Annotated in this window: 10 protein-coding genes; 9 read left to right on the top strand and 1 reads right to left on the bottom strand. The window is 69.6% G+C overall.

What is annotated here, in order from left to right; translation table 11 throughout:
• Positions 1-58: 58 nt before the first annotated feature.
• The 8 genes from ACRSBM_RS38045 (at position 59) to ACRSBM_RS38080 (ending at position 8369) form a co-directional block, all read left to right on the top strand.
• Complete coding sequence (locus ACRSBM_RS38045) at positions 59-1285, top strand: ROK family protein (RefSeq protein ID WP_434451529.1); 1227 nt, start codon at positions 59-61, stop codon at positions 1283-1285.
• Positions 1286-1301: 16 nt separating this feature from the next.
• A complete protein-coding gene (locus tag ACRSBM_RS38050) occupies positions 1302-2630 on the top strand; it encodes an extracellular solute-binding protein (RefSeq protein ID WP_434451531.1) in 1329 nt (442 codons plus the stop codon).
• Between the two features lie 11 nt (positions 2631-2641).
• The gene (locus ACRSBM_RS38055; protein WP_434451533.1) at positions 2642-3616 is read left to right on the top strand and encodes a carbohydrate ABC transporter permease; all 975 of its coding nucleotides are present in this window, start codon (positions 2642-2644) and stop codon (positions 3614-3616) included.
• The gene (locus tag ACRSBM_RS38060; protein ID WP_434451534.1) at positions 3613-4506 is read left to right on the top strand and encodes a carbohydrate ABC transporter permease; all 894 of its coding nucleotides are present in this window, start codon (positions 3613-3615) and stop codon (positions 4504-4506) included. The genes ACRSBM_RS38055 and ACRSBM_RS38060 overlap by 4 nt, the downstream gene beginning before the upstream one ends.
• Positions 4503-5771 carry a 6-phospho-beta-glucosidase gene (locus tag ACRSBM_RS38065; RefSeq protein WP_434451536.1) on the top strand — a complete coding sequence of 423 codons (1269 nt, stop codon included), beginning with the start codon at positions 4503-4505 and terminating at the stop codon, positions 5769-5771. Before ACRSBM_RS38060 ends, ACRSBM_RS38065 begins: the two co-directional genes overlap by 4 nt.
• A 5-nt stretch (positions 5772-5776) precedes the next feature.
• Positions 5777-6790: an N-acetylglucosamine kinase gene (locus ACRSBM_RS38070; protein ID WP_434451538.1), complete on the top strand. Its 1014-nt coding sequence runs from the start codon at positions 5777-5779 to the stop codon at positions 6788-6790.
• Between the two features lie 150 nt (positions 6791-6940).
• Positions 6941-7183: a hypothetical protein gene (locus ACRSBM_RS38075; protein ID WP_434451540.1), complete on the top strand. Its 243-nt coding sequence runs from the start codon at positions 6941-6943 to the stop codon at positions 7181-7183.
• Between the two features lie 421 nt (positions 7184-7604).
• Entirely contained in the window at positions 7605-8369 is a 765-nt protein-coding gene (locus ACRSBM_RS38080; RefSeq protein WP_434451542.1) for an SGNH/GDSL hydrolase family protein, read from the top strand.
• 150 nt (positions 8370-8519) lie between these two features.
• Here ACRSBM_RS38080 and ACRSBM_RS38085 read toward each other — a convergent pair whose 3' ends face one another.
• Positions 8520-11285: a BTAD domain-containing putative transcriptional regulator gene (locus ACRSBM_RS38085; protein ID WP_434451543.1), complete on the bottom strand. Its 2766-nt coding sequence runs from the start codon at positions 11283-11285 to the stop codon at positions 8520-8522.
• A gap of 102 nt (positions 11286-11387) precedes the next feature.
• On the opposite strand from ACRSBM_RS38085, the gene ACRSBM_RS38090 reads away from it, so the two are divergent.
• Positions 11388-12422, top strand: a complete 1035-nt coding sequence (locus tag ACRSBM_RS38090; RefSeq protein WP_434451545.1) for an ADP-ribosylglycohydrolase family protein — start codon at positions 11388-11390, stop codon at positions 12420-12422.
• The last annotated feature ends 56 nt before the right edge of the window (positions 12423-12478 follow it).

Genomic DNA, 12478 nt, shown 5'->3' on the forward strand with positions numbered 1-12478 from the left:
CAGGTCACTACCGTCTCCACGAAATCGTCTGGAAAGTTAACAGACAGGAGCGGACCTAATGCGTGCCGGAAGCCCACGACTGCTGCGGGAGATCAACGACCGCGCAGCCATCGAGGCTCTGCTGCGCAACGGGCCGCTGACCAGGTCGGAGTTGGAGGGCCTGATCGGCCTCTCCAAGCCGGCGACCGCACAGCTGCTCACCCGGCTGGAAACCGCCGACACCGTGGTCCGCGACGGGCTGCGCGGCGGTGGACGCGGGCCGCGTGCCCAGCTGTGGTCGGTCAACGGGGCGCTTGCGCACATCGCCGCCGTCGATCTCACCCCCGAGACGGTCGACATCGCGATCGCGGACATCTCCGGTGCCGTGCTCACCGAGCACAAGGCGCCGATGCCCGCGAAGCACGGCGTGCTGGAGGCGTTCGTGAGCGCGATCGGCAAGGCCTGCGCTCAGGCAGGTCTGAGCGCCGAAGAGTTGCTGCACGTCGTGGTGGGCTGTCCGGGCGCGGTGAACCCCGCGAACGGCGAGCTCGCCTACGCACCTCATCTGCCCGGCTGGAGCGGTTTCGACGTGCCAGGGCGGTTGCGGGAGCGGCTCGCGACCTCGGTGAGCGTCGAGAACGACGTCAACCTCGTCGCGCTGGAGGAGATGGTCGCCGGACGGGCCACGCGGGTGAGCGACTTCGTCGTCATCTGGCCCGCGGACCTCGTCGGTGCCGCCGTCGTCGTCAACGGGGTGCTGCTGCGCGGCGCTTCCGGTGGCGCGGGCGAGATCGACGGGCTGATGATCCCCGACCGCGCGACGGCCGACACCGGCACGGACCGCTCCGGCGGCACGTTCGGTGAGCTGCTCAGCAACACGTCGATCTGCAAGCTCGCCAGGGCCCACGGGCTCGCCGCGCGCAACGGCCACGGGGCCGTGCGCAAGGCGCTGGCCGCGGGGCCGGCGGGCCGCGAGTTCATGGCCGATCTCGCGAGGCGCATCGCCACCGGTGTGGCCAGCGTCGTCGCGGTGCTCGACCCGGAACTCATCCTCCTGTCCGGCGACATCGCCCAGGCAGGCGGAACCACGCTGAACGATCTCGTTGCCGCGGAACTGCGGCAACTGGTGGTGCCGAGGACACCTGTCCAGCTGGCGCTGGTGACCGGGAAACCGGTGCGCAGCGGCGCACTGCACTCGGCTCTGGCCGTCGCACGCGAGCAGGTTTTCGGCCTGCCGGCAGCCACCACGGCTCCATTCCGCGGCCCTGTGTCCTCGGCCTCAGCGGTCGCCGGGTCCCCACGTTGATCGAGAAGGAGTGCACATGCGCAAGCACACCCGTGCTGCCTTGCTCTGTGTCGCCGCAGCGCTGACCCTCACCGCATGTGCGGCGGGCAAGGGTGGTGGCGCGAGTTCCGACGCCGCCGCTGCTCCTGGCAAGGACGACAAGCTCACCCTCACGGTCTGGAGCAACTACTCCGACCGTGAGTACGAAGAGGTCACCAAGGCCCTCAAGACGTTCAACAAGAAGTTCCCGAACATCGAGATCAAGCACGAGGGCTCGCAGGACGACGACAAGATCACCGCGGGCATCCGGTCGGGCAACACGCCGGACGTCGCGCTGTCGTTCACCACGGACAACATCGGCCAGTTCTGCTCCTCCGGCGCGTTCCAGCCGCTGAAGTCCTACATCGAGCGCGACAAGGTCGACCTGAACCAGCTCTCCCCCGCCGTTCAGGAGTACACCGAGTACAAGGGCAACCGCTGCGCGATGCCCATGCTCACCGACGTCTACGCCATGTACTACAACAAGGACATGATGTCGGCGGCCGGCATCGCGACCCCGCCGAAGACGCTGGACGAGCTGTACGACGCGGCCGTGAAGGCCACCAAGAAGGCGGCGAACGGCGACATCGAGGTGGCGGGTTACCTGCCCACGATGGGCTTCTACGCCAACCGCCCGACCATCCTGGCGCCGTCGTTCGACGCCGCGTGGGAGACCGCCGACGGCAAGTCGGCGCTCGCCTCCTCGGCCGGCTGGACCGAGATGATGAAGTTCCAGAAGAAGCTCGTGGACTTCTACGGCTACGACGCGCTCGAGCGCTTCCGCGCCGGTCTCGGCCAGGAGTACTCGGCCGACCACGCGTTCCACCAGGGCAAGATCGCGATCATGATGGACGGCGAGTACCGCACCGCCTTCCTCAAGGCGCAGGCGCCGCAGATCAAGTTCGGCACCGCCCCGTTCCCGACGCTGAAGCCCGAGCAGTACGGCACGGCGTTCACCACGGGCACGATCATGGGCATCCCCAAGGGCGCCAAGAACCCCGGCGCCGCGTGGGAGCTGATCAAGCACCTGACGTTCGACACCGACACGATCGTCGACCTGTCCAACGCCATCAAGAACGTCCCGAGCACCAAGGCCGCCATGGAGAGCCCGCGGCTCGAGGTGGACGAGCAGTTCAAGACGTTCATCGACCTGGCCAAGAGCGACAAGCTCAAGGGCAACCCGGTCACCCCGATCGGTGACGCGCACATCAAGGCGGTCACCGACTTCTCGGTCTCCTACCAGTCCGGCAAGGTCCCGGACCTGGCGGCAGGCCTCAAGGAGGTCGACCAGAACATCGACGACCAGATCGCCAAGAGCGGCAAGTAGGGATTCGCACGATGACCGCCACGCTCGGCGCCCGTCCCGCCCCCGGCAGGGGGCGGGCACGTGCCCGCCACCGTCTCGCCGTGCTCGGGTTCATGGCCCCGGCCATCATCGGCTTCGTCCTGTTCTTCGGTTACCCGTTGGTCGCCACGATCGTCTTCAGCTTCACGAAGTACGACCTGATCAACCCGCCGGAGTTCAACGGCCTCGACAACTACACGTTCATGTTCAAGGATCCCTTGCTCATCAAGGCGATCACGAACACGCTGTGGTTCGTCGTGGTGCTCACGATCGCGCGGACCGTGTTCGCGCTGGGCGTGGCGTCGGTCATCGCTCGTCTGAAGTCGGGCGTCGGGTTGATCCGCACGCTCTGCTACCTGCCCTCACTGGCACCGCCGGTGGCCGCGACACTCGTGTTCTTCATGGTGTTGCGCCCCAACGGCGGCCCGGTCGACAGCGTCCTCGGCTGGTTCGGCGTCGACTCACCGCTGTGGTTCTCCGACCCGGCGTGGGCCAAGCCCGGCATCACCGCGATCATGCTGTGGATCTCCGGCGACCTGATGATCATCATCCTGGCCGCGATCCTCGACGTGCCGCAGGAGCAGTACGAGGCGGCCGAACTCGACGGCGCCGGCCCGATCCGGCGCTGGTGGCACGTCACGCTGCCGACGATCTCCCCGGTGCTGCTCTTCGGCGTCGTGAACTCGGTGATCCTCGCGTTGCAGCTGTTCACACAGGCGGTCGTCGCGGGGTCGGCCGGCTCGGGGGCGGCGGACGCGACGGGATCGACCAAATATCTCGGTTTCCCGGACAACTCGACGCTGACGTTCCCGGTTTACCTGTACACGCAAGGCTTCCGTTACTTCGACATGGGCTACGCGGCCGCCATGGCCACCGTCCTGTTCATCATCTCGTTCGCCGTGACCATCGTGCTGGTCCAGCGGATGCGCAAGAACTCCAGCGCCGAGGAAGGGGGTCCGGGAGCATGACCGCCACGCTGACCAAACCACCGGTCGACGTCACCGCGGAACCGGAGCGGCCACGCCGCAAGCGGAACGTCGGCGGCTTCCTGAACTGGGTCGCGACGCACGCGATCGGCCTCGCGCTCGGCCTGATGTTCGCCACGCCCGTCGTGTTCGTCTTCCTCACCGCGGTGATGTCGGACAACCAGGCGTTCACGTCGAACCTGTGGCCGACGGAGTGGCACTGGGAGAACTTCGTCGAGGTCTTCGACAAGGCGCCGCTGTTCCAGTACCTGATCAACAGCCTCACCTACTCGCTGCTCGCGACCGCGGGCATGCTGATCTCGTCGATCCCGGCGGCCTACGCGCTCGCGAAGCTCCAGTGGCGCGGCCGGAACGTGGCGTTCATCCTCGTCATCGGCGCGATGATGCTGCCGCCGCAGGTCGTGGCCGTGCCGCTGTACGACACGTGGTCGTCGCTGGGCCTGACGGGCACGCTGTGGCCGTTGATCGTTCCGTACTTCCTGTTCGACGCGTTCAGCATCTTCCTGCTGCGCCAGTTCATGCTCACCATCCCGCAGTCCTATGTGGACGCGGCGAGGGTGGACGGCTGTTCGGAGTTCCAGGCACTGGTGCGGATCATCGTGCCGATGGCGAAGCCCGGCATCGCGGCCACCGCGCTGTTCTGCTTCCTCTTCACCTGGAACGACTACTTCGGCCCGTTGCTCTACACCGGCGAGGTCAAGGACCAGTGGACGTTGTCGCTGGCACTGGCGACGTTCAAGGGCATGCACATCGTCCAGTGGAACTCGTCGATGGCGGTGACGTTCCTGACGATGATCCCGGCCGTCGTCCTCTTCGTCTTCGCCCAGAAGTCGTTCGTCAAGGGAATCACGTTCACGGGAGTAAAGGGATGAAACTCACCGTCGTCGGTGGCGGGTCCACCTACACACCGGAGCTGATCGACGGCATCGCCGGTCGTCGCACCAGCCTGGCGGTGGACGAGATCGTCCTCGTCGACCCGGACCAGCACCGCCTCTCGCTCATCGGCCCGTTCAGCCAGCGGCTGCTGGACCACGCGGGTCACCCGGCGAAGGTGCGCACCACCACGTCGCTCGAAGAGGGCATTGAGGGCGCGTCCGCGGTGCTGCTGCAGCTGCGCGTCGGCGGGCAGCAGGCGCGTGCCTCGGACGAGACGTTCCCGCTGAGCTGCGGGTGCGTCGGCCAGGAGACCACCGGCGCGGGAGGCCTCGCGAAGGCCCTGCGGACCGTGCCGGTGGTCCTGGACATCGCCGACAAGGTGCGCCGCCTCGCCGGCCCCGACACGTGGATCGTGAACTTCACGAACCCGGTCGGCATCGTGACGCGCGCGTTGCTGCAGGAGGGCCACAAGGCGATCGGGCTGTGCAACGTGGCGATCACGTTCCAGCGCTGGACGTCCGCCCTGCTGGGCGTGGATCCGTCCACTGTGGAGCTGGAGCACGTCGGCCTGAACCACCTCACGTGGGAACGCGGCGTCTACGTCGACGGCGTGGACCGCCTGCCGGAACTGCTCGCCGACCACGTCGAGGGACTGGCCGAGCACATCGGCATCGACGGCGCGCTGATGCGGCGCCTGAACATGGTGCCGTCGTACTACCTGAACTACTTCTACAACCACGACGCCGTCGTGAAGAAGCAGCTCACCGAACCGCCGCGCGCCGAGGTCGTGGCGGCGGTCGAGAAGGAACTGCTCGACATCTACGGCGACCCGTCGGTCGTGACGAAGCCGGAGCAGCTGTCGCAGCGCGGCGGCGCGTACTACTCCGAGGCGGCCGTGCAGCTCGTGCACGCGCTGACCGGCGGCGAAGGCGCCGAGAAGCACGTGGTGAACGTGCGGAACGACGGCTCGCTGCCCTTCCTGCCCGACGACGCCGTGATCGAAGTGTCCTCCACAGTGGACTCGAACGGCGGCAGGGCACTGCCGGTCCGTCCCGTGGAACCGTCCATCTCCGGCCTGATCTCGCACGTCACCGCGTACGAGTACCTGGCGCTGGAAGCCGCGAAGCACGGTGGCCGTGACCGAGTGGCGAACGCGCTGCTCGCCCACCCGCTGATAGGCCAGCACGCCATCGCGGACCAGCTGGCCGACGAGCTGATCGCCCAGAACCGCGATCTGCTGCCGTGGGTGAAGGGAAACTGACAACGATGACAGACCGGGTGCTCGCCATCGACGGCGGGAACAGCAAGACCGCGGTGCTCTTGGTCGACGCGGACGGCAAGGTGCTCGCGCAGGTGCGCGGTCCCGGTGCCCCGCCGCAGACCGTGGGCATGAAGCGCGGGCTCGACGTGTTCGAGGGACTGGCACGCGAGGCCGCGGCTCAGGCGGGACTGTCCCCCGACGAGCCGATCGCCGCGCACACGTCCGCCTACCTCGCGGGAGCAGACCTGCCCCGCGAGGAGGAGGACCTGACGCGGGCGATCTCCGAGCGCGGCTGGTCGAAAACGACGTTCGTCGGCAACGACACGTTCGCCCTGCTCCGCGCCGGCACCGCGGCCGCCGGTGGCGTGGCCGTGGTCTGCGGCGCAGGCATCAACGCCGTGGCGGTGGCCCCGGACGGCCGCACCCACCGCTTCCCGGCGCTCGGTGCGATCTCCGGTGACTGGGGTGGCGGCGGGCAACTCGGCAACGACGCCCTCTGGCACGCCGTGCGGGCGGAGGACGGCCGCGGCGAACCCACCCTGCTGCTCCCCGCCCTGCTTGAGCACTACGGCGAGACGTCCATCGCCAAGGTGGTCGAGAAGATCCACTTCGAGGAGCTCAAGCTCGACCCGCACGCCCTGTGCCCGCTCGTCTTCGAGGTGGCCGCACAAGGAGACTCCGTCGCTCTCGCCCAGGTCGACCGCCTGATCGAGGAGATCGTCCTGCTCGCCACGGTCTCCCTGCGCAAGCTCGACCTGCTGGACGAGCGCGTGGACGTGGTGCTGGGCGGCGGAGTCCTCACCAACACGGGCGACGTGCTGGTCGGCCCGGTCCGCCGGCAGATCCTCGAAGCCGCCCCGCTCGCCCAGGTCCGCCTGGTCGACGTCCCGCCGGTGGTGGGCGCGGCACTCCTCGGCCTCGACCACCTCGGGGCCTCGCCGGGCGCGGAGCTGAGGCTGCGCTCGGCCTACCACGACCACCTGCCGGCGGCCACCCTGGACGTGGCGGCCAGCGGGTGACAGACCCCGTCTCAGGGGGTGACACGGCGGCGGCGCCCCCTGAGACGGCCCCCAGCCCTTTCCGGCGGGAGCCATCGGCGGCGGCGCTCCCCCCGGAAAGGTCCCACTCCCGCAGCGACCTCACGCGCCGAGGTCGCTGCGGGTTTTTTCGTGCCGGACTACGGAACCCGCGCGCCGGCCACGGAAGAAGCCGGACTGGGCAACACGGCCGGCAACACCACGGAAGGCACCACGGTCGTCCCCGCGACACTCTCCCGGGGTTCGACGACCACCGGGGTGACCACCGGATTCGAATGCGGAGGCGGCGTGACCACGGGCCGTCCGGACGGAGGCACCGACGCCTTCACCGCGGACGGCACCGAAGCGGACGGCGAGAACTCCATCGGCGGCTGATCCCCACCGGTCTGCGCCACCTCGGGCCGTCCGGGGGCCACGCCACCAGGGTTGGACCCGGAGCTCAGCGCCATCGCAGCCAGCACCCCGGCTGTGACAAGCGCGACACCGGCGGAAACGAGCGGAAGCGGCAAACCAGAACGCATCCGGCAAAAGGTAGCGACCAGATGAGACGAATCCCCCGGATCACCCTCAAGCTTCCCTCGATCGAGTGGTAAAAGAATCGTCACCCACAGCGACAAAACCTACGATGCCGTAACCGACGGTGGCGTAACCACGGCTTCGTTGTGCATGCTAACCAGTTGTCTGCGATCGGGAGTCCGCAGGCACAGGCCACGCAAGACCCCGCCGGGCAGGGCAGGCCCGGCGGACGGCAAGGCGCGAAAAGGGGGATGTTGTGCTGCTGCGATGGAACAGTCTCGTGTCCCTGGGGGACAGCTTCACCGAGGGCATGGACGATCCGGGCCCGGGAGACACCTACGTCGGCTGGGCCGACCGCCTGGCGGGAATGATCGCCAGGAACGCACCGGAGTTCCGGTACGCGAACTTCGCGGTCAGGGGCAAGATGCTGCAGGAGATCATCGACGAGCAGGTGCCGCTCGCGATCTCCCTCAAGCCGGACCTGGTGACGTTCTGCGGTGGCGGCAACGACATCATGCTGCCGAACAGCGACCCGGACGCGCTCGCGGAGGTCTACGAGGTGGCGGTCGCCGACCTCAGGGCCGCCGGGTCCGATGTCGTGATCTTCACGGGCTTCGACACGCGGGCCACCCCGCTGCTGCGGAGCCTCCGGGGCAAGGTCGCCATCTACAACTCGCACCTGTGGTCGATCGCCGAGCGCTACCACTGCCGGATGGTCGACCTGTGGTCCATGCACGTGCTGCACGACCGTCGCGCATGGAGTGACGACCGGCTGCACCTCTCGCCGGAGGGACACCAGCGGGTCGCGCTCAAGGCCGCCGAGGTGCTCGGGCTGATCGACGACCACTCCTGGAACGAGCCGTGGCCCGCGCTCGAACAGGCGGACTGGGTCACCCAGCGCAAGGCCGACCTCAAGTGGGCGCGCGAGTACGTGGTCCCGTGGATCGGCCGCACACTGCGGGGCGAGTCGATGGGTGACGGCCTGGCGCCGAAGCGGCCGGAGCTCATGCCGTTCGCAAGGTGCACCGAGGAGAACTACAACTAGTGCCGAACAGGAGAAGGCCCGACCGGCACTCTCCCCCGAATGCCGGTCGGGCCTTCTGGATGCAGGCGCCGTACCCCCTCGGTAATCCCCCAAGTCGGCAGCCTGCACGTCCAACATCCCATGTTTTGGGGCCAGACGACTAAACGTCCGCTAAACCTCGGACGACAACGAGTCCAGGGCGGCCCTCACCTCGACCGCGCGTGCGGAGTTGACCTGCGCGTACAACCGCAGCGCCTCCGTCAATTCCGCTGCCGCAGCAACCCATTCGGCCCGCCGGAGCAACACCCCGCCGAGCACGTGGCGGCCGAAACCCTCGAGGTAGGTCACCCCCGCCACGGCGGCATGTTCGACGACCTGGCGGGCCAGCGCCTCCGCCTGGTCCAGCTCGCCGGCTTCGAGGTGCAGCTCGGCGAGGTTCGCGAGCCCGCGGACGAACGCCACCTGGTCGCCGGAGCGCCGGTACACCTCGACGGCGTGGGCTTGGTGCCGCAGCGCCACCTGCACGTGGCCGCGCGCCTGCTCCACCTGCGCGACGTTGTTGAGCCCGTGGGCTTCCCCGACGACGTCACCCGCCTGCTGCGCGAGCTGCACCGAGTCCCAGAAGTGCAGCAACGCCTCGTCGTGCTCCTCCAGCCGGAACAGGACGTCGGCGAGCTGGGCGAGCGTCAGCACCAGGTACTGACGCTCGCCCAGCTCGGTCGCGAGCCGGTGCGCGCGGCGAGCGTCCGGCAGCAGGACGGGACGTCCCAGCCGGGCGTTCGTCGTGTAGGTCGTGTCCAGCATCAGGACCTGGCCGAGGCGGCTCCCCGTCACCTCGGCCGCGACCAAGCCGAACCCGACCAGCGCGACCCACTCCCCGGTGAGCGCGCGCACGGTCGCATAGTGGTGCAACAGCCTCACGAGCTGCCACACCTGGTCGTGCATGCCCTTTTCGGCGGCCGCGTGCACGACGGCGACGATGTTCGGCCACTCCTGGTCGAACCAGCCGACCGGGTCGCCGAACGCCGGCAGCGAGGTGGACCCGTTGTCCCCCAAGGCGAAGTCCAGCCCGTCCCGCGCCGGCCGGATGGCGCGGCGGACGTGGTCGCAGGCGACGAGGTAGTAGTTCACCAGGCGCCGCAACGAGTCCAGGTCCGCACGGCCTGCTCCCCGCACGTACAGGCGCACCAGCTCGTGCATCGTGAAGCCGTCCGGCCACGGTTCGACCAGCAGGTTCACCTCGACGAGCTGCGTCAGCCGCGACCGGGCCGACTCCACGTGCGTGCGGGTCAGCGCCGCCACGGCGTGCGGCGACATCCACCGGCCCGGCGCGAGGCCGACGGACTGGAAGACCTCGCCCAGTTCGGACGGCAGGTCGCGGGTCGACAGGTCGAGCGCCCGCGACACCCCCACCCCCGCCTCCGGCAGGTCCAGGCCGCGCATCCGGTGCCCGTCGTCGGCCAGCTCCCCCACCAGCTCCTCGACCGTCCACTCGGGACTGATCACGAGCTTGGCCGCGGCCACCCGCAACGCGAGCGGCAACCCGCCGCACAGCTCGGCCAGCTTCCGCGCGGCCACCGGGTCCTCCTCGGACAACGGCTTGCCCAGCACGTCGTCCACCAACGCGCGCGCCGCCTCGTCGTCCAGCGGGCCGAGCTTGCGGACGCGGGCACCGTTGGTGACGACGAGCCGTTCGAGCTGGGAACGCGACGTCACCAGCACCACCGAGCCCGAACCCGGCGGCAGCAGCGGCTGGACCTGCTCGAAGCTCGTCGCGTCGTCGAGCACCACCAGCACGCGGCGGCGGTTGAGCAGCGAGCGGTACAGCCCGACGCGGTCCTGCACCCCGACCGGCACACCGTCCGCCGGCACGCCCAGTGCCACCAGGAACCTGGTCAGCACCTCACCCGGCTCGGTCTCGCCGAGCGACGCGAACAGCACGCCGTGCGGGAACATCTCGGCGTTCTCGTGCCCCCACGTGATCGCGAGCGCGCTCTTGCCGACGCCGGGCGGGCCGGTCAGCACGGCCGCGGTCGTCGCTAGCAGGTTCCTGGTCGCGACGACGTTGCTCAGCCACGACCTGTCGTCGTCCCGGCCGAACAGCCGCGACGCCGAGGCCGGCAGCAACGCGGGAACGACGATCCCCGCGCGCGGCGCGACGGGACGGGAGTCGACGGTCTCGATCACGCTCAACGACGGGTCGTCGCGCAGCACCTGCTCGTGCAGCGACCGCAGCTGCGGGCCGGGGTCGATGCCCAGTTCCTCCACGGCACGGCGCTGGAACCGCTGGTAGGCCTCGAGAGCGTCGGCGCGCTGCCCGGACCGGTAGAGCGCGCGCATGCTGTGGGCGACCAGGCGTTCCCGGAACGGGTACTCGGTGCACAGCCCGCGCAGCTCGCCGACCAGCTCCAGGTGGCGGCCCAGCTCCAGTTCGGCGTCGATGCGCTCCTCCAGCGCCGCCAGCCGCAGCTCCTCGAGGTCGGAGGTCATCGGGTCACCCGGCACGTCGGCGAGCACCGGCCCGCGCCACAGACCCAGCGCCTCGCGCAGCAAGCCCGCCCTGATGGCGGCGGGCTTGCCGCGGGAAGACGCCACGAGCTGCCGGGCGCGGTGCAGGTCGAGACGCCACGGGTCCACGGTCAGCTGGTACCCGGTGGGCGTGGTGCGGATCGTCGCGGAGCCCGCGGGATCGGACTCCTCCAGCACCTTGCGCAACCGCGAGACGTAACCGTGCACGATGGTCCGCGCGGTGGCGGGAGGCGACTCCGTCCACAGCGCGTCGACGATCTGGTCGATCGAGACGGGTCGGTTCGCCTCGACGACCAGCATGGCCAGCAGCCCGCGCATGCCACGGCGGCCCAGCGGGACGAGCCGTCCGTCCGCGAGCACCTGGAGTGGACCGAGCACGCCGAACTCGAGTCCGGTTTTGCTCCGCATGCCCCTCCCTCAGGTGCGCTGACCTCGTCACTTCAACAGGTGCGCAGGGCGGAGTGTCAGATACAAGTACGGCCGAAGTTCGCGGGACGCTACTGTGCACCCGTGCCGCGAGATCGGAACTCCGTGGTTGACCGCGGCGCCGGGTGCCTTCTCGGCGGCGCACTCGGTGATGCGCTCGGCGCCCCTGTGCAGTACCTCGGCTGGGCCGACATCCAGCGCGAACACGGTCCCGAGGGCGTCCTCAGCCCACCGAAGCCCGCGCTGTTCACCGACGACACTCAGCTGACGCTGTTCACCGCCGACGGCTACCTGCGCGCCTGGGTGCGCGGGAAGCGCACCGGCGAGTGGGAGCCGTCGGAGATGGTGTGGCACAGCTACCGGCGCTGGCTGGTGACGCAGCAGCAGCCGGCCCCCGAGCGGGGTGCGGTCGGGCTGCTCGCGGACGAACGGCTGTACGAGAGCCGCTCGCCGGGCCTGACGTGCCTGCGCGCGCTGGCTGCCGAGACACCGTCCACTCCGGAGAACCCGCACAACGAGTCGTCCGGCTGCAACGGCGTCACGCGCACCGCCCCCGCGGGCTTCGCGCCGTCCGCCGCGATCGCGTACGACCTCGGCTGCCGGTTCGCCGCGCTGACGCACGGCGGCACGGGCGGCTGGGTGTCCGGCGGCGCGCTGGCGTTGCTGGTCCACCTGCTCGCGGTGAAGGGCAGGCCGTTGCGCGAGGCCATCGACCAGGTCATCGGCCGGGTGCTGCGCGACGACACCTACACGGCGACGGTGCTGACGCGGGCCGTGGTGCTCGCGGACGAGCACGACGGCGAGTCGTCCGTGCGCGTCGACCGGCTCGGCAGCGGCTGGACCGGTCCGGAGGCGCTGGCGATCGCGGTCTACACCGTGCTGACGCATCCGAAGCCGGTGCAGTTCGTGGACGCGATGCGCGCCGCCGTCAACCACTCCGGCGGCAGCGACGCCACGGCGGCGTTGACGGGCAACGTCCTCGGCGCGCTGCACGGCACGGAGGCGCTGCCCCGCGACTGGCTGAGCGGGCTGGAGATGGTGGACGTGCTCGACGCGATGGGCCGCGATCTCGGCATGTCCGCCGTGGGCGTCGACTTCAACGAGGACCGCTACGCCTGATCGGGTGAGCCATGGGGCACCGTGCCGCGTCCCGCGAGTTCGCGTCGGTCGTGGGG

The sequence above is a fragment of the Lentzea xerophila genome (genome assembly GCF_051094245.1).
GTDB classification, from domain to species: domain Bacteria; phylum Actinomycetota; class Actinomycetes; order Mycobacteriales; family Pseudonocardiaceae; genus Lentzea; species Lentzea xerophila.

What these genes read in the sequence shown, in the direction of transcription:
- ACRSBM_RS38045 (WP_434451529.1), top strand. Translation starts at nt 59, where the DNA reads ATGCGTGCCGGAAGCCCACGACTGCTGCGGGAGATCAACGACCGCGCA.
- ACRSBM_RS38050 (WP_434451531.1), top strand. Translation starts at nt 1,302, where the DNA reads ATGCGCAAGCACACCCGTGCTGCCTTGCTCTGTGTCGCCGCAGCGCTG.
- ACRSBM_RS38055 (WP_434451533.1), top strand. Translation starts at nt 2,642, where the DNA reads ATGACCGCCACGCTCGGCGCCCGTCCCGCCCCCGGCAGGGGGCGGGCA.
- ACRSBM_RS38060 (WP_434451534.1), top strand. Translation starts at nt 3,613, where the DNA reads ATGACCGCCACGCTGACCAAACCACCGGTCGACGTCACCGCGGAACCG.
- ACRSBM_RS38065 (WP_434451536.1), top strand. Translation starts at nt 4,503, where the DNA reads ATGAAACTCACCGTCGTCGGTGGCGGGTCCACCTACACACCGGAGCTG.
- ACRSBM_RS38070 (WP_434451538.1), top strand. Translation starts at nt 5,777, where the DNA reads ATGACAGACCGGGTGCTCGCCATCGACGGCGGGAACAGCAAGACCGCG.
- ACRSBM_RS38085 (WP_434451543.1), bottom strand. Translation starts at nt 11,285, where the DNA reads ATGCGGAGCAAAACCGGACTCGAGTTCGGCGTGCTCGGTCCACTCCAG.